The sequence below is a fragment of the Leifsonia xyli subsp. cynodontis genome, assembly GCF_050632205.1.
GTDB classification, from domain to species: Bacteria; Actinomycetota; Actinomycetes; order Actinomycetales; family Microbacteriaceae; genus Leifsonia; species Leifsonia xyli_D.
Genome location: NZ_CP192578.1, coordinates 1,549,583 through 1,565,491 on the forward strand (window position 1 = coordinate 1,549,583; position 15,909 = coordinate 1,565,491).

General features: G+C 70.6%; 15 protein-coding genes and 1 pseudogene. 8 read left to right on the forward strand and 8 right to left on the reverse strand.

Features of this window, described 5'->3' with window-relative positions; genetic code table 11:
* Window positions 1-10: 10 nt before the first annotated feature.
* From ACQ86M_RS07670 to dut, 3 genes are read right to left on the reverse strand one after another with little or no spacing between them, the layout of a single operon-like run.
* A complete protein-coding gene (locus ACQ86M_RS07670; RefSeq protein ID WP_431247623.1) occupies window positions 11-781 on the reverse strand; it encodes a DUF3159 domain-containing protein in 771 nt (256 codons plus the stop codon).
* A 9-nt stretch (window positions 782-790) separates the two neighbouring features.
* The gene (locus tag ACQ86M_RS07675) at window positions 791-1,480 is read right to left on the reverse strand and encodes a DUF3710 domain-containing protein (RefSeq protein WP_431247624.1); all 690 of its coding nucleotides are present in this window, start codon (window positions 1,478-1,480) and stop codon (window positions 791-793) included.
* Window positions 1,477-1,935: a dUTP diphosphatase gene (gene dut / locus ACQ86M_RS07680; protein ID WP_431218163.1), complete on the reverse strand. Its 459-nt coding sequence runs from the start codon at window positions 1,933-1,935 to the stop codon at window positions 1,477-1,479. Before dut ends, ACQ86M_RS07675 begins: the two co-directional genes overlap by 4 nt.
* 39 nt (window positions 1,936-1,974) lie before the next feature.
* Here dut and ACQ86M_RS07685 point away from each other — a divergent pair, with 39 nt between their 5' ends.
* Entirely contained in the window at window positions 1,975-2,421 is a 447-nt protein-coding gene (locus tag ACQ86M_RS07685; protein WP_431247625.1) for a DUF3093 domain-containing protein, read from the forward strand.
* A 10-nt stretch (window positions 2,422-2,431) separates the two neighbouring features.
* Here the strand turns inward: ACQ86M_RS07685 and ACQ86M_RS07690 are convergent, their stop codons facing one another.
* Window positions 2,432-2,725, reverse strand: a complete 294-nt coding sequence (locus ACQ86M_RS07690) for a DUF4193 domain-containing protein (RefSeq protein ID WP_026307201.1) — start codon at window positions 2,723-2,725, stop codon at window positions 2,432-2,434.
* Window positions 2,726-2,928: 203 nt separating this feature from the next.
* On the opposite strand from ACQ86M_RS07690, the gene sepH reads away from it, so the two are divergent.
* From sepH to ACQ86M_RS07705, 3 genes are read left to right on the forward strand one after another with little or no spacing between them, the layout of a single operon-like run.
* Window positions 2,929-4,113, forward strand: a complete 1,185-nt coding sequence (gene sepH / locus ACQ86M_RS07695; RefSeq protein ID WP_431247626.1) for a septation protein SepH — start codon at window positions 2,929-2,931, stop codon at window positions 4,111-4,113.
* 55 nt (window positions 4,114-4,168) lie between these two features.
* The gene (locus ACQ86M_RS07700; RefSeq protein ID WP_431247627.1) at window positions 4,169-4,936 is read left to right on the forward strand and encodes an acyltransferase family protein; all 768 of its coding nucleotides are present in this window, start codon (window positions 4,169-4,171) and stop codon (window positions 4,934-4,936) included.
* Window positions 4,894-5,436, forward strand: coding sequence for an acyltransferase family protein (locus ACQ86M_RS07705; protein WP_431247628.1), 543 nt, complete (start codon window positions 4,894-4,896; stop codon window positions 5,434-5,436). The genes ACQ86M_RS07700 and ACQ86M_RS07705 overlap by 43 nt, the downstream gene beginning before the upstream one ends.
* Here ACQ86M_RS07705 and ACQ86M_RS07710 read toward each other — a convergent pair.
* Window positions 5,384-6,508 (reverse strand): alkaline phosphatase family protein, encoded by a 1,125-nt coding sequence (locus ACQ86M_RS07710; RefSeq protein WP_431247863.1) that lies wholly within the window; start codon window positions 6,506-6,508, stop codon window positions 5,384-5,386. The two genes, ACQ86M_RS07705 and ACQ86M_RS07710, sit on opposite strands and share 53 nt — an antisense overlap.
* A 252-nt stretch (window positions 6,509-6,760) precedes the next feature.
* Here ACQ86M_RS07710 and ACQ86M_RS07715 point away from each other — a divergent pair.
* Window positions 6,761-8,688, forward strand: a pseudogene (locus ACQ86M_RS07715) (DNA gyrase/topoisomerase IV subunit A); the annotation flags it as partial.
* A 748-nt stretch (window positions 8,689-9,436) separates the two neighbouring features.
* On the opposite strand, the gene ACQ86M_RS07720 reads toward ACQ86M_RS07715, so the two are convergent.
* Window positions 9,437-11,536, reverse strand: coding sequence for a DNA gyrase/topoisomerase IV subunit B (locus ACQ86M_RS07720; protein WP_431247629.1), 2,100 nt, complete (start codon window positions 11,534-11,536; stop codon window positions 9,437-9,439).
* A 219-nt stretch (window positions 11,537-11,755) separates the two neighbouring features.
* Here ACQ86M_RS07720 and ACQ86M_RS07725 point away from each other — a divergent pair, with 219 nt between their 5' ends.
* The 3 genes from ACQ86M_RS07725 to ACQ86M_RS07735 are packed head-to-tail and all read left to right on the forward strand — an operon-like array spanning window position 11,756 to window position 13,835.
* Entirely contained in the window at window positions 11,756-11,992 is a 237-nt protein-coding gene (locus ACQ86M_RS07725; RefSeq protein WP_018191296.1) for a DUF7455 domain-containing protein, read from the forward strand.
* A gap of 36 nt (window positions 11,993-12,028) precedes the next feature.
* Window positions 12,029-12,748, forward strand: a complete 720-nt coding sequence (locus tag ACQ86M_RS07730) for an alanine racemase C-terminal domain-containing protein (RefSeq protein ID WP_431247630.1) — start codon at window positions 12,029-12,031, stop codon at window positions 12,746-12,748.
* Between the two features lie 10 nt (window positions 12,749-12,758).
* The gene (locus ACQ86M_RS07735; protein WP_431247631.1) at window positions 12,759-13,835 is read left to right on the forward strand and encodes an alanine racemase; all 1,077 of its coding nucleotides are present in this window, start codon (window positions 12,759-12,761) and stop codon (window positions 13,833-13,835) included.
* Between the two features lie 82 nt (window positions 13,836-13,917).
* On the opposite strand, the gene ACQ86M_RS07740 is transcribed toward ACQ86M_RS07735, so the two are convergent.
* Window positions 13,918-14,634, reverse strand: coding sequence for a type 1 glutamine amidotransferase (locus tag ACQ86M_RS07740; protein WP_431247632.1), 717 nt, complete (start codon window positions 14,632-14,634; stop codon window positions 13,918-13,920).
* On the reverse strand, window positions 14,631-15,905 hold the full coding sequence (locus ACQ86M_RS07745) for a MurT ligase domain-containing protein (protein ID WP_431247633.1): 1,275 nt from the start codon (window positions 15,903-15,905) through the stop codon (window positions 14,631-14,633). Before ACQ86M_RS07745 ends, ACQ86M_RS07740 begins: the two co-directional genes overlap by 4 nt.
* Between the last annotated feature and the right edge of the window lie 4 nt (window positions 15,906-15,909).

The following is a 15,909-nucleotide window of genomic DNA, read 5'->3' on the forward strand; positions in this document are numbered from 1 at the left end:
ACGCTCTTACCTATTCGGACGTGGTCCGGCGCTGGTTCGTGACGGGCTTCTGCGGGAATTGACCCTTCACGACGAACCAGGTGACGAGCAGCAGCGGCGCATAAAGCGGCACGCCCATCAGCAGCTTGGTGACGGCGAGCGCGCTCGTCGCGGCGTCCGTGTGTGCGAGATACAGGGGGACCTGCACCAGCAGACGCGCGGCGAAGAGCAGGAACCAGAGGAACGTCAGCGCCTGCATGATGCGGAACGTGCGCTTGTCGCGGCGCCACGCGACGCCGTCGCCCATCAGGTACCCGGCGGCCATGCCGATCACGGGCCAGCGGATCAGCATCGAGATCAGGATGCCGGCCGCGTAGGCGGCGTTGGTCCAGATTCCGAGCAGGAAGTTGTCCTCGCCGCGCCCGGTGATCAGGGCCAGGATCGCCGAGACGCCGACGCCGATGAGACCGGCCATGGCCTGGGTGACGGGCGTCTTGCCGACGATGCGCGCCACCGTGAAGACGATCGCGACGGCGACCGAGCAGCCGATGGAGAGCGGGACGTTCTGCGTGAAGGTGAAGAGGACGAGGAAGACCAGCCCGGGCAGGATCGTCTCGCACAGCCCCCGGACGCCGCCGAGCGCGCCGAGCAGCGCAGCACCGGTCGACGTGTCGCTTTCGGCCAGCTGGCCGAGGCCCGAGCGGCGGGCGGCCGCGGCGATGCTGTCGCCGAGGCCGGGCGCGGGCGACCCGGCGGGCGCCTCGCCCTCCGGCTTCGGGTCCGGGCGGTCCTGATCGGTCATGCGTGCGCCCTAGAGAGAGGAGTAGTCGTTCTCGGCGCCCGCGGCCGGTGCAGCCGGCATCCGGAGCGGGATGAGGTCGCGCGGCGGCATCGGAACCGAGCCGCGGACCACGACGATGCTGCGGAAGAGGTCTTCGACCAGCGCCGCCGCCTCCGGCTGCACAGCCGCGTCGCCCGCGATGACACCGCGGAGGAACCAGCGCGGGCCGTCGACGCCGACGAAGCGCGCGACGCGCGTCTCGACGGCCCCGCCCTGCGGCGCGGCGACGGGGATCTCGGCGACGAGCTCGGGCCCGAAGGCGCCGTCGCGCTCCGACACCCGGCCGCCCTGGCGCTGGATCTGGTCGGTGATCTGCTCGCGGATCTCGTGCCACAGCCCGGTCGAGCGCGGAGCGGCGAACGGCTGCACCTGCAGGGTCGAGTTGGCGTAGTCGAGCCCGACGGCGACGACGCGCTGCGTCTCCTCCTCCACCTCGAGGCGCAGGTGCAGGCCCTCGCGCGGCAGGATCTTCACGCCGCCGAGGTCGACGTACGGACGCACCGGGTTCGCCTCGCTCTCGTCGAGCGGACCCTCCGTCGCGCGGTCCTCCGGCGCCGACTTGGCGAACTCGTCCGCCCCGGCCTCGAGCGCGTCCCCGTCGCGCTGCTCGAGCTCTGCGCCCTCGTCGGACCCCCGAGAGGTGTCGCTGGTGTCGCTCACGCGTGTTCTCCTGCCTCAGTCACGGTGTACCCGGACGAGCCGAAGCCCGCGGTGCCGCGGTGGCTGTCCGGGAGGGTGTCGACGGGGATGAACCGGGCTCGCGTGACCGGCATGACGATCAGCTGGGCGATCCGGTCGCCGACGGCGATATCGTACGGCATCGACCTGTCCGTGTTGAGGAGGGTCACCCTGATCTCGCCGCGGTAGCCCGCATCCACCGTGCCCGGCGCGTTGACGATCGTGATGCCGTGCCGCATGGCCAGCCCGCTGCGCGGCACGACGAAGGCGGCGTAGCCGTCGGGCAGGGCGATCGAGACACCGGTCGGCATGGTGTAGCGCTCGCCGGGCCCGAGCACCACGGCCTCGGCGGCGGACAGGTCGGCGCCGGCGTCGCCCGGGTGCGCGTACGCGGGAGGGAACTCGGCGAGGATCGGCACGTCGACGGTATCGGTCACGTGTCGAGGCTAGTGCAGAAGTCTGATCGAATAGGGGGCATGGACCTGTACCGAGAGCGGCTGTGGGCGACCCCCTGGCTGTTCATCTCCACCCTGCTCGTGATCCCGGCCATCATGCTCGTCTTCGCGCCGATCAACCTGACCGTCGGCGTCGTCCTGGCGGTCGTCGTCTATGTCGCCTGGGCGGTCTTCCTGATCACGACGGCGCCGGTCATCCGCGTGACGAAGGAGGAGCTGATCGCGGGGCACGCGCGCATCCCGCTCGCCCTGGTCGGCGACGCGACGGCGTACCGCGGCGACGAGGCGACGCAGGAGCGCGGACTGCGGCTGGATGCTCGTGCCTGGCTGCTCATCCGCGGGTGGATCAAGCCGGTCGTGAAGATCCCCGTGCTCGACCAGGACGACCCGGCCCCCTACTGGCTGCTCTCAACAAGAAACCCGGACCAGCTGGTCCGGGTTCTCGATGAGGCTCGCCTCAGTTCCTAGTCGGCCGACGTCAGGCGGCGCACTCCACGCAGATCGGCCCGAGCTTCGTCTCGTGGTCGATCTGGGAGCGGTGCTTCACCAGGAAGCAGTTCACACAGGTGAACTCGTCGGCCTGGGGAGGCAGCACCACGACGTCGAGGTCGAGGTCGGAGAGGTCGGCACCGGGGAGCTCGTATCCGCCGGGGTTGTCGGCGTCTTCGACGTCCACGACCCCCGACATCTTGTCCGGGACACGCTCCTTGAGGGCCTCGATCGACTCGGAGTCGTCCTCGGTCTTCCGCGGTGCGTCGTAATCCGTTGCCATGCCCATCCACTTCTCGTCGTAACGGCCGATTCTCGCAATCGGCGGCCATAGTTTGCATCAATCGCCCCCGAATAGCAAAACCACGCAGGAGCCTCTCAGCATTGCTCGGTGTGCAACTTCCGGCACGCCCGCGGTATTCCCCGGAATGCCTTCCGCCGCGTGCGATCCTGAGGCCTAACGAACGAGCTCGGAAGGCAATCCACATGCAGGATCTGAAGGTCATCGGGGTCGAGAACGGCGCACTCGTCGCCGTCGGCGACGACGGTGAGCGTTTCCGCATCGCCGTCGACGAAGCGTTGCAGTCGAAAGTGCGGCAGGTGCGTCAGGAGACGCCGGCCGACGCCCCCAAACTCTCCCCGCGCGAAGTGCAGGCGCACATCCGCTCCGGGATGTCCGCAGAGGACGTCGCGGCGGTCACCGGCGCGCCGCTCGAGTACGTGCAGCGGTTCGAGGGTCCGATCATCGCGGAGCGCGAGCACATCGTCGCGAGCGCGCTCAGCGTGCCGGTCCACACCACGGATGCGGTCGATCCGCTCGGCGAGGCCGAGACGTTCGGCAGCGTCATCCGCGACCGCCTGGCCTCTCTCGGCGTGGCCGGCGAGCGCTGGGCGAGCTGGAAGGACAGCGAGACCGGCTGGATCGTGAAGCTCGAGTTCACCGCGGACACCATCGACCACGACGCGCGCTGGTCGTACGACGCCCGCAAGCACTCCCTCGCCCCGCTCAACTCGGAGGCGACCACGCTCTCGCAGGCGGGCGAGCTGCGCGGCGGCGCGCTCATCCCGCGCCTGCGCGCCGTGCTGCCCAACGAGGAACCCGACAACTCCCGCTTCGACAGCGGCGCCTTCACGTTCCCCGCGCCGAGCGTCGACCTGCTCGGGCCCGAGATCACGACGCCGATCGAACCGCTGCCGCAGGGTCGCATCCCCGGCGCCAACAACTCGATCGCCGTCTCCGCGATCAAGCGAGCCGACGACGGTGCGCCGCGCGACCTGCACCAGACGGCCGACCTGCTGGAGGCGCTGCGCCGCCGCCGCGGAGAGCGAGAGGCCGCGAACTACGACGACCGGCGGGCGCCCTTCGAGGCTCCCGTCGCCGCGGAGCACCCGGTCGAGCCGCCGCAGCAGAGCACGCCGGCCCCCGCGCCGTCGCCGTTCCGGGCCGTGGAAGACCGTCGTCCGGTGGTTGAGCAGCCTCCCCTTCCGCTGGACGTGCCGGCTCCGCCGGCACCGTCGAACGCCACGCCGTCGAACGCCACGCCGTCGAGCCCCTCCGCGCCCTCGAACGACTCCGGCCCCCAGCCGTCGGCCCGCAAGAAGGGCCGCGCCTCCATGCCGAGCTGGGATGAGATCGTGTTCGGCGCACGCACGGACGACGACCTGGCCTAGCCGCACGCGCGGTGTCGATACCACGTTTCGCCGGCTCATCCTCTAGCCTGTGAGAATGTTTTCAGTCGACCCTGCACGGACGATCAGTTCTGCCCTGCGCGGCCACGACAACGCGCTCGGCCTGATCCGCCTCGTCCTCGCACTGGCGGTGCTGGTCTCGCACACCTTCCCGCTGGGCGGCTTCGGCCACGACCCCGGGGACGGGATCACCCGCGGCCAGGCCAACCTGGGCACGCTTTCCGTCGCCGGCTTCTTCGCGATCAGCGGCTACCTGATCACCAAGAGCGGGATGTCCGCCGACGTGATGCAGTTCGCCTGGCGCCGGGTGCTGCGCATCTTCCCCGCGTTCCTCCTCGTCCTGCTGCTGTCGGCGCTGGTGCTCGGACCGATCATCTGGTCGCTGGACGGCCACTCCCTGCCCGCGTACTTCGCCCGCTCCGGCGAGAGCCCCTGGCACTACCTCGCCGCCAACTGGAACCTGCACGGCACCACCTGGGGCATCCTCGACATCTTCCAGAACACCACTCCGTACGGCCAGAAGACGCACGCCAGCGTCATCAACGGCTCCATGTGGACCCTCGGCTACGAGTGGGACTGCTACGTGATGATCGGCCTGCTGCTGATCGCCGGGGTGCTGACCAAGGCGCGTCCCGTGGTCGTCGTCGTGGCGGCCGTGTTCTTCGTCGCCCAGGTCGTCAACCTGGTCAGCCCGGCGACGATGGCGACCGTCTTCCCCCGCTCGGGAGCATCCAGTTCTGCTACCTGGGGTATCCCTTCGCCGTGGGCGCCGCCTTCGCGGTCTACTCGCGGTCGATCCCGATGAACGCGCGCTTCGGTATCGCCGCCGGCCTCGTGCTCGTCTGGACGCTGCTGAACGGCGGCTACGGCGTCATCGGCGTCCCGGCCGGCGTGTACTTCATCCTCTGGCTCGGCTCCGCCGTCCCCGGTCGGCTCCGCAAAGTCGGGCAGCAGAACGACATCTCCTACGGCGTCTACCTGTACGCCTTCCCCGTGCAGCAGACGCTGGCCTACTTCGGCCTCTACAAGCTCGGCGTCGTCCCGATGATCCTCGGGGCCGCCATCATCGTCCTCACGCTCTCGTGGCTCAGCTGGCGCTTCGTCGAGAGCCGCGCCATGTCGCTGAAGAACTGGGGGCCGGGGCGCGGTCTCGCGTACTGGGTGCAGCGGTTCCGCCCCAGCAGGTCCGCGCCGGTGGATGCCGCGCCGCCGACCGCGACGGCGCACACGCCGCGCCCGGTCACAGCCGAGCTCAGCCTGCCGCGCCGAACCGCAGGAGCGGAACCCGCGTCTCCTCCGGCGTGAGCGAACCGTGCTGGCCGATCATGTTGCGGCCGGTGCGCTGCGGATCGCGGCCGTCGTAGTACGCGATGCGTTTGCGGGCGGCGACCAGGACGTCCCCGATGCGCGGAGCGACCTCGGGGTCGACCGCCGGGCCGAACCAGCCGGCCTCCGTCGCCTCGGCGCGAGTGGCGACCCAGGACCGGTCGGCTTCGGCGTCGCGCCAGCGCTCGGCCACAGCCGTCGCCGAGACCCCGTCGTCGAGATAGAGATGCAGCAGGCGGGGCTCCCCCGCGACGTCGGCCACTCCCTCCAGTAGTTCCGGGGCGGTGTCGTACAGAATGTGGCCGCTCTCGGGCACATCCACCGCACCGTGGTCGGCGGTCAGAAGGGCTCCCCGACCCAGGCCCAGTCCGCGCGCGAACGCGGCGACCAGCGCATCCAGGGTCTCGAGCGCGGCCGTCCAGTCGGAGGACTCCCAGCCGCGGGCGTGCGAGAGCGTGTCGAGTTCGGGCACATAGAGATAGGTGAGGCCCGGGCCGGGCGCGGCCGCGATGTCGGCGGCCGCGTCGAACCGCGCGCTCAGCGACTGCACTCCGAGGAACTCCGCGCCGCGCAGCACGGCCTCCGTGAAGCCCGAGCCGTCGAACTTGGGCAGCCCGATCGCCCGCGCACGGACCCCCTGCTCGGTCGCGCGCTCGAAGACCGTGCGGGAGCGCTGCCAGGTGGCCGGATCCATCCGCTCGTCCCAGCCGGAGAGCTGGTTGGTCAGGCGGCCGGCGGCGTCGCGCACGCGGTAGCCGACCATCCCGTGCTCGCCGGGCGTCGTGCCCGTGGTCAGGGTGGCGAGAGCGGCGGCCGTGGTGGTCGGGAAGCCCGCGTCGATCGTGGTCGTCTTGCCGAGCATCGGCGCGAGCGTGCGTGCGTGACCGGATCGCGCCCGCAACGCCGCGGCCCCGAGGCCGTCGACGACGATGACGACGACATGCTCCAGCCGCGGCAGCCCCAGGTCGTTCCCGGCGCCCGTGAGCGCGGCGAGCGAACTCGGCAGAACCGTGGCGAGGCTCGCTCGGGTGGTGAACGCGGCCGGTAGCATGGGTGGCATCCGGCCCAGTCTGGCACAGCCATCCGGGCCGCCCGCCCCTCCCCCGGACGCACAGCGCAGAATGCACGAATGACACCAGCAGACGACCAGCCCGCCGCCACGACGGAACGCATCGAAGACGTCGACGTCACGACCGAGATGCAGGGGTCGTTCCTCGAATACGCCTACTCGGTGATCTACTCCCGAGCGCTGCCCGACGCCCGCGACGGGCTGAAGCCGGTGCAGCGCCGCATCCTGTACATGATGACCGAGATGGGCCTCCGGCCCGACCGCGGGCACGTCAAGTCGGCGCGTGTCACCGGCGAGGTGATGGGAAAGCTGCACCCGCACGGCGACAGCGCGATCTACGACGCGCTCGTCCGCATGGCGCAGGACTTCACCCTCCGCGTTCCGCTGGTCGACGGGCACGGCAACTTCGGCTCCCTCGACGACGGTCCCGCCGCCGCACGCTACACCGAGGCGCGTCTCGCCGCCGCGGCCCTCGCCATGACGGAGGACCTCGACGAGGACGTCGTCGACTTCGTGCCCAACTACGACAACCAGCTGATGCAGCCGGATGTGCTGCCCGCGGCCTTCCCCAACCTCCTGGTCAACGGCGCCAGCGGCATCGCGGTCGGCATGGCCACCAACATGGCGCCGCACAACCTCATCGAGGTCGTCGGCGCCGCACGGCACCTGCTCGAGAACCCGGACGCCTCCCTCGACGATCTGATGGCCTACGTCCCCGGCCCCGACCTGCCCGGCGGTGGCACCATCGCCGGACTCGCCGGCGTGCGCGACGCCTACGCGACCGGACGCGGCAGCTTCCGGATGCGCGCCAAGGTGACGGTCGAATCCATCACCGCCCGCAAGAGCGGCCTGGTCGTCACCGAGCTGCCGTACATGGTCGGCCCCGAGAAGGTGATCGAGAAGATCAAGGACGGCGTCAACGCCAAGAAGCTCAACGGCATCTCCGACGTCACCGACCTCTCCGACCGCCAGCACGGGCTGCGGCTCGTCATCGGCCTCAAGACCGGGTTCAGCCCGGAGGCGGTGCTCGAGCAGCTCTACCGGTACACCCCCTCGAAGAGGGCTTCGCGATCAACAACGTCGCCCTCGTCGCCGGCGGCCCGCAGACACTGGGACTAAAGGAGCTGCTGCAGGTCTATCTCGACCACCGCGTCAGCGTGGTCACCCGGCGGTCGCAGTTCCGCCTCGCCCGGAGGAAGGAGCGGCTGCACCTCGTCGAGGGGCTGCTGATCGCGATCCTCGACATCGACGAGGTCATCCAGGTCATCCGCACCTCCGACGACACGGAGCAGGCGCGCGGCCGGCTGATGCAGGTCTTCGACCTGAGCACGCTGCAGGCCGACTACATCCTCGAGCTGCGGCTGCGGCGCCTGACGAAGTTCAGCCGGATCGAGCTCGAGACCGAGCGCGACCAGCTGCGCGCCGAGATCGAAGAGCTGGAGACGCTGCTCTCGTCGCGCCAGCGCATCAACGACCTGGTGTCGGACGAGCTGGAGCGGGTGGCCGCGACCTTCGGAACGCCGCGTCGCACGCTGCTCACCGAGGCTAAGCCGTCGATCGCGAGCGCATCGCGCAGCAAGGCGATGACGGTGCAGCTCGAAGTGGCGGATGTGCCCACACGCGTCTTCCTCTCCACCACCGGGCGCATCCTGCGCGTGGATGCGGTGCCCGGGGCCGAGGGCGCGGAAGGCGGGCTCGATCGCATCCAGCCACCGGCGCGGCGCAGCAAGCACGACGCGATCCTGTCGCAGCTCGACACGACGAGCCGCAGCGAGATCGGCGCGGTCACGAGCACGGGGCGGCTGATCCGCTTCTCCCCCGTCGACCTCCCCGCGGTGCCGGCCAACTCCATCCAGCTCGGCGCCGGAGTGCGCATCGGCGACTACCTGGCGCTCACGGACAAGAAGGAACGCATCCTCGCGCTCGCATCCCTCGACCCGGAGTCCACAGGCACGATCGCCCTCGGCACGAAGCAGGGCGTCGTCAAGCGCGTCGCGGCCGGCGACTGGGCGAACAAGCCCGAGTTCGAGATCATCACGCTCAAGGCCGGCGACGAGGTCGTGGGAGCTGCGACGGTGACGGATGCGGACGAGCTCGTGTTCGTCTCGAGCGACGCGCAGCTGCTGCGGTTCGGCGCCTCGACGGTGCGCCCGCAGGGTCGCGCCGCGGGCGGCATGGCGGGCATCAACCTCGGCGGCAACGCACGGGTGATCTTCTTCGGGGCCGTCGCGGCGGCCGACGCCGACGAGGCGGTCGTGGCGACGATCGCCGCGAGCGACGCCACCCTGCCCGGCGCGGACCCGGGGACGGCGAAGGTGAGCGACTACGCGGAGTTCCCGGCGAAGGGACGCGCGACCGGCGGAGTGCGGGCGCAGCGGTTCCTCAAGGGAGAGAGCGAACTCGTGCTGGCGTGGGCAGGCCGCGGTCCCGCGCTGGCCGTCGCGCCGGACGGTGCGTCGCGCACGCTCCCCGAGGGCGGTTCGCGTCGCGACGGCTCCGGCACGCCGCTCGACACCGTCGTCGGCTCCATCGGCCGCCGCATCGCCTGACCGCCGACGCCCAGCCCTACCGCCCACCGCACCGCGCGCCCCGCACCTCGCACCCCCGCACGTCGGCCACCGGCGAGTCCGCGAACTTTGCACGCTCCGACCGCTATGAGCGTGCAATCTTCGCGTACTCGCGGGTGGGGGAAACGGAGGAGTTCGGGGTCGTGAGGATGCGGGGTCCTCCGTCCGCGGACGACCCGCGTTGCGGCGGCGGTAGGCTCCTCGGCTTCTGCGCGGCGCCGGAAAGGGAGGAGAACGTAGCCGACACGCCGGGACCCGGCAGGGAACGGAGGAGCTTCGGGCGACGCGAGCGCCCGGACTCCTCCGCTGTTGCGGCCGCGGCGCCGCGTCCCGCGACGAGCGGTCAGGCGTCGATGCGGGCGCGGGAGAGGTCGTCGGCGCCCGCGATGATGAACTCCTTGCGCGGGGCGACGTCGTTGCCCATCAGCAGTTCGAAGACGCGGTTCGCCGCCTCGGCATCCGGGACGCGCACCCGCCGCAGTGTGCGGTGGGCGCGATCCATCGTGGTCGTCGCGAGCTGGTCCGCATCCATCTCGCCGAGTCCCTTGTAGCGCTGGATCGGCTCCTGGTAGCGGCGGTTCCGCTTCTTGAGGTCGGCGAGCACCGCCTGCAGCTCGGCCTCCGAGTACGTGTAGATCGTCTCGTTGGGCTTCGAGCCGGGATTGACGACGACCACGCGGTGCAGCGGGGGCACCGCGGCGAAGACGCGCCCCTCCTCGATCATCGGCCGCATGTAGCGGAAGAACAGGGTGAGCAGCAGCGTGCGGATGTGCGCGCCGTCGACATCCGCATCCGACATGATGATGACCTTGCCGTAGCGGGCCACCGACAGGTCGAAGCTGCGGCCGGAGCCCGCCCCGATGACCTGGATGATGGCCGCGCACTCGGCGTTCGACAGCATGTCCGAGATGGACGCCTTCTGCACGTTGAGGATCTTGCCGCGGATGGGCAGCAGCGCCTGGTACTCGCTGTCGCGCGCCCGCCGGGCGGTGCCCAGGGCGGAGTCGCCCTCGACGATGAACAGCTCGCTGTTCGCGACGTCGTTGGAGCGGCAGTCGACGAGCTTCGCCGGGAGGGATGACGTCTCCAGCGCGTTCTTGCGCCGCTGCGTCTCCTTGTGGGCCCGGGCGGAGATGCGCGACTTCATCTCGGCGACGACCTTGTCGAGCACGAGGGCCGACTGCGCCTTGTCGTCGCGCTTCGACGATCCGAAGCGTTCGGCCATCGCTTTCTGCACGACGTTCGCCACGATGGCGCGCACCGCGGGCGTGCCGAGGATCTCCTTGGTCTGACCTTCGAACTGCGGCTCCGGGAGGCGCACGGTGAGCACGGCGGTGAGGCCAGCCATCACGTCGTCCTTCTCCAGCTTGTCGTTGCCAGCCTTCAGACGGCGCGCGTTCTGCTCCACCTGCTGGCGCAGGAACTTGAGCATCCCCTGGTCGAAGCCGGCCTGGTGACTGCCGCCCTTCGGCGTGGCGATGATGTTGACGAAGCTGCGCATGACCGTGTCGTAGCCGGTGCCCCAGCGCAGCGCGATGTCGACCTGGCAGTCGCGCTTCAACTCGGTCGGCACCATCGCGCCGGAATCCGAGAGCACGGGAACCGTCTCGGTGAAGTGCCCCTCGCCGGTCAGACGCCAGGTGTCGGTGATGGGGCTGTCGGGCGCCAGGAAGTCGACGAACTCCGAGATGCCGCCCTCGTAGCGGAAGGTGGTCAGCCCCGCGGGCTCGCCGCCGGCCGCGCCGGGCCGCTGGTCGTCGATGGAGATCGCGATGCCGGGGACGAGGAACGCCGTCTGCCGCGCGCGCCCGACCAGGTCGTCGGTGGAGAACTCCGCCCCCTTGGTGAAGATCTGGCGGTCGGCCCAGTAGCGGATGCGCGTGCCGGTGACCCCCTTCTTCACCTTCCCGACGACGCGGAGCTCGCTGCCGCTGACGAACGGGCGGAACGGGTTGTCGGGGCTGGGCGCCCCGTCGCCGTCGTCGAAGATACCGGGCTCGCCGCGGTGGAACGACATGGCCCAGATCTTGCCGTCGCGGTCGACTTCGACATCGAGGCGCTCGGACAACGCGTTCACCACCGACGCGCCGACGCCGTGCAGACCTCCGGAGGCCGCGTACGAGCCGGAGCCGAACTTGCCGCCGGCGTGCAGCTTCGTGAAGACGACCTCCACACCGGAGAGGCCCGTCTTCGGCTCGATGTCGACGGGGATTCCGCGGGCCTGGTCGCGCACCTCGACGCTGTCGTCGGCGTGCAGGATGACGTCGATCGCCGTGCCGTGCCCCGCGAGCGCTTCATCGACCGAGTTGTCGATGATCTCCCAGAGGCAGTGCATGAGACCGCGGGAGTCGGTGGAGCCGATGTACATGCCCGGGCGCTTGCGGACGGCCTCCAGCCCCTCGAGCACCGAGAGGTGCCTGGCCGAATAGTCCGAACTCGCCACGGGTCGCTCCTTCAAGGATCGCGTGCGCGCGCCCCGGGTGCGGACGCGCGGCTCTGCCTCCAAGCGTACGTGCCGCGCGACGCGCCCTCGGTCACCGACATGCGGCGCCGCGGGAGGCTACGCGTTGAGCGAAATAGCAGCCAACACGCGCCTGGTTGCCGACTATCCGTGGTTCTATAGACGTACCGAGTTCACCGGTTGCGACGGAAGGAGCATCACATGTCGACACTCACCTCGGAGAACGGGGCCGTTGACGAGCTCGCATCGGGGCCGCAACTGACGGCCGCGGACCGTTGCGACAGCTGCGGCGCACAGGCATACATCAGGGTCGTCGTGAACAACGGCGAGCTGCTGTTCTGCGCGCACCACGGCAAGAAGCACCAGGAGAAGCTCTCTCAGATCGCCCACAGCTGGCATGACGAGACGGCTCGCCTGTTCGAAGAGCAGCGCGCCTGACGCGCTGCGCCGGCGAAGGGCGAGGCTGACCGGAGGATGACGAACAAGACCGGTGTGCGCAGACGCGCACACGTCGATCTTCAGGTCATCCGCTCGACGGCAGCATCCGCCACCTCGTCGCTCCCCGACTGCACCGCCGATCTCCGCGCCGACGCGTACGGCCACGGGCTCATCCCCGTCGCTCGTGCGCTGACGGATGCGGGGGTCGGCGGTTTTCTCGTATCACGGGTGGAGGACGCGGCCGCGATCGCCGACGAAGGGCTGCCCGTGCAGGTCGCCGTCGTCGGCAATGCGTCGGCCGTGGAGGAGAACGGCTACCTCGGACCGGAGCTGTTCGGCCTCGACCCCGCGCATCCGACCGCCCCGGCGATGCGCCTGGAGGGCGAGGTCATCGCCGTGAAGCGGGTTCCCGCCGACCGCGGGGTCTCCTACGGGTACACGTACCGCACCGCCGGTCCGAGCACTCTCGTCCTGGTCGCCCTGGGCTACGCCGACGGCATCCTGCGCGTCGCCTCGAACAAGGCGCCGGTGAAGGTCGGCGCGACGACGGGCCGGATCACCGGCCGGATGGCGATGGACCAGTTCGTGGTCGACATCCACGACGACTCCGCCCAGCCGGGCGACCCGGTCGTGCTGTTCGGCGACCCGGCACGAGGCGAGCCGACCGTGCTGGACTGGGCGGATGCGATCGGCATCGCCGCCCCCGTGATCACCAGCCGGCTGGGTCGACGCATCGAGAGGACCTACAACGGATGAGGACGCCCGCATGACCATCGTGGACGCCGTCGCCGAGCCGCTCCCCCGCGCCGTCATCGACTTGGCCGCGCTGCGTCACAACGTCGCGCACCTCACCCGGCTGATCGCCCCCGCCGAGACGATGCTCGCGGTGAAGGCCGACGCCTACGGTCATGGCCTCCTGCCCGTCGCCGAAGCCGGCCTCCAGGCCGGAGCCACCTCGCTGGCCGTGCTCGAGATCCCCGCGGGGCTCATCCTGCGCCACGCGGGCGTGACGGTCCCCATCCTCGCCTGGCTGCACGGCCGCAAAACCGACTGGCGCGCCGGCATCGAGGCCGACATCGAGCTCGGCGTCTCGGCGCAATGGCAGCTGGATGCGATCGAGGCCGCGGGAGCGGACCGTCCGGCCGTCGTGCACCTCAAGGTGGACACGGGCCTCAGCCGCAACGGAGCCACCCGCGAACAGTGGCCGGGTCTGGTGCAGGCAGCGCTCGACCTGGAGCGCCGCGGGATCGTCCGCGTCCGCGCCGCCTGGTCGCACCTGGCCGACGCGTCGATCGCCGACGACCAGGCCGCGCTGGCGGAATTCCGCGACGCTGTCGCCGAGGCGGAGTCGCTCGGAGCGCGGTTCGAGGTGCTGCACCTGGCGGCCAGCTCCGCGGGCATCCGGATGCCGGAGGCCCGCTTCGACTTCGTGCGCTTCGGCATCGCCGCGTACGGCTTCTCGCCCTTCGACGAATCGACGGGCGCCGAGCTCGGTCTCATCCCCGCGATGCGGTTGGAGGCGCCGGTCACCGAGGTGCACGTCGGCGGCACCACGCACGCCCGGCTCGCGATCGGCTGGGCCGACGGCGTGCCGACGCTCGGCATCGCCAAGACGTCCATCCAGCTGAACGGCCGGCGCTGCCCGGTGATCGCCGTCGAGGCGGACACGATGCTGGTGGATGCGGGACCGCACCGCGTCGAGGTCGGCGACACGGCCATCCTCTTCGGCCCCGGGACCGACGGCGAGCCGACGGCGGAGAAGTACGCCGACTGGGCCGAGACGATCGCGGACGAGATGATCACCGGCGTCGCGGCGCGCGTGCCCCGCGTCTACGTGAACTGACGGATCCGACGAGTGGTGACATCATGTCGCGACGGGCGTCGAGTGGCGACATCATGTCACCACTCGGCGGAAGGACGGAGCGCTAGAGCGAGACGCCGAGACGGTCGGCGATCGCCCGGCGCGCGTTCGTCGCGTACCGGTCGACGCGCTCCGTCTGCGGCACCGGCGCGAGCTCGCCGCGCAGGGCCGCGCTCAACAGCCGGTCGGCCAGCACCGGATTCATCGGCAGCAGCGGACCGTGCAGGTGCGTGCCGATCGACGATCCGACGACCACACCCTCCGTGCCGTCGCCGTTGCCCGACCCGCTGACCACGCGGCCCAGCGGCTCGGCGCCGTCCAGCACCGTGCGCGCGGAGTGGTTCTCGAAACCGGCGACGGTCGAGCCGTCCGCCAGGCGCACGACCACCTCGCCGACGTGCCGTTTCGCGCCGAGCGCCGCCCGGGTCGGGAAGACGCCCGCCCCGGCGAGCAGCTCGCCGTCCGGCGTCTCGAGCCCGGTGCCCAGCAGCTGCCAGCCGCCGGCGATCGCGACGAACGGAACGCCGGCACTCTGCCAGTCGCGCAGGCGCGGTGCGATGCGCAGTACGTCCTCGTGCACGGCGCGCTGACCCGAGAGCGGCCCCGAGCCGATGTGCACGATGTCGACCGCGGCGGGAAGCTCCGCGCCGACCGTATGGTGCACCACCTCGGTCTCGATGCCGCGCCAGCGGGCGCGCTCCGTCAGGGCGAGCACGTTGCCCGCGTCGCCGTTGATGCCGAGCTCGGCCGGGTAGAGGTGCAGGATGCGCAGCACGGTCATCGCTCGCCGCCCTCCAGGTCGAGGAAGCCGAGCTGCTTGCGGATCAGCATCATCTGCTCGTAGTTGACGATCATGGTCTTGGTCCCCCGCGCGGGCTTCGGCAGCGTGAGGAACGCCTGCAGTGCGGGCTTCAGCTCGGGCAGCACCTGATCGACCTCGATGCCGGCGTAGGCGAACCGCGTCGCGAACTGCCACGCCTTGGTGCCGGACACCACATCCACGTGGCTCAGCTTCGAGAGATCGATGTCGTAGACCCAGGACGGGTCGGGCGTACCCTCGTCGACCGCGACGAACACCTGCTCCGGCGACTCCGCGAGGTAGTCCAGGTTGAGCTGCAGGCTCGGCGGGTTCTTCATCATGATGATCTCGACGTCCTCGTCGCCGACCTTCAGCGTCTCGCCGCGCCCGTAGACGGTTCGCAGCGCCGCCATCGCGGCCACCACGTTGTGCGCCTCGAAGCGGTCGCCCAGCACCCGGCGGGCCATCGCCGTCGCGCCCGCCGCATCCACCGCGTAGTGCAGGCCGCGCGCTGGCAGACCGATGCGGATGTTCTCGCCGTCGATGGTCAGCTGGGCGCTCTGCACCTCCAGCTTGCTGACGATCACCGACGGGATGGGCAGGCCGCCGGTGTCGGATCCGGTCAGGTCCTTGACGTTGGCGAGGCCATTCGGCGACGACTCGATGATGGACGGCGCGACGGCGAACGTCGTGACGTCGGTCCCCTGCGCGGCCAGCTCGGCGCCGACGCGCGCCAGGCTGTCGTCGTCGGCGTTCACGACGACGAACTCGGACGAGCCCTCGGCGATCGAGCGCAGCATCCCGATCACCCGGGTGGGCTCGAAGAAGCGGTTCAGCTGGTCGATCTGCACGTTCAGCAGCAGCGACCCGCGCGGCTTGAGCACGCGCGCCAGGTCGACGCCGTACGCCTCGTCGACCTCGATCACGCCGACGTCGCCGCGCACGTAGCCGTCGAGCGGCACGTCCGCGAGCAGCGCGGACGCGATGCCCTGCGGGAGGTTGCCGCCGGACGGGTTGGTGAAGACATCCAGGCCGTGCTCGCGCAGGATCGCGGTGAGCATGTTCGTCGTCGTGGACTTGCCGTTCGAACCGGACACGAACACGACGCCGAGCGGAAGCCGGCTGACCGCGCGCTCCAGGAACTTCGGCGCGATGGCCAGTGCGACACGGCCGGGGACCGCGGAGCCGCCTCCCCGCAGGCGCAGCAGCCAGCGGGCGAGGCGGCCGGCGACGACCGCCAGTCGGTAGCGCACCGGT

Coding starts and splice junctions, on each gene's coding strand:
- ACQ86M_RS07670 (WP_431247623.1), bottom strand. CDS start 781: ATGACCGATCAGGACCGCCCGGACCCGAAGCCGGAGGGCGAGGCGCCC.
- ACQ86M_RS07685 (WP_431247625.1), top strand. CDS start 1,975: ATGGACCTGTACCGAGAGCGGCTGTGGGCGACCCCCTGGCTGTTCATC.
- ACQ86M_RS07690 (WP_026307201.1), bottom strand. CDS start 2,725: ATGGCAACGGATTACGACGCACCGCGGAAGACCGAGGACGACTCCGAG.
- sepH (WP_431247626.1), top strand. CDS start 2,929: ATGCAGGATCTGAAGGTCATCGGGGTCGAGAACGGCGCACTCGTCGCC.
- ACQ86M_RS07700 (WP_431247627.1), top strand. CDS start 4,169: ATGTTTTCAGTCGACCCTGCACGGACGATCAGTTCTGCCCTGCGCGGC.
- ACQ86M_RS07710 (WP_431247863.1), bottom strand. CDS start 6,508: ATGCTACCGGCCGCGTTCACCACCCGAGCGAGCCTCGCCACGGTTCTG.
- ACQ86M_RS07725 (WP_018191296.1), top strand. CDS start 11,756: ATGTCGACACTCACCTCGGAGAACGGGGCCGTTGACGAGCTCGCATCG.
- ACQ86M_RS07730 (WP_431247630.1), top strand. CDS start 12,029: ATGACGAACAAGACCGGTGTGCGCAGACGCGCACACGTCGATCTTCAG.
- ACQ86M_RS07735 (WP_431247631.1), top strand. CDS start 12,759: ATGACCATCGTGGACGCCGTCGCCGAGCCGCTCCCCCGCGCCGTCATC.
- ACQ86M_RS07740 (WP_431247632.1), bottom strand. CDS start 14,634: ATGACCGTGCTGCGCATCCTGCACCTCTACCCGGCCGAGCTCGGCATC.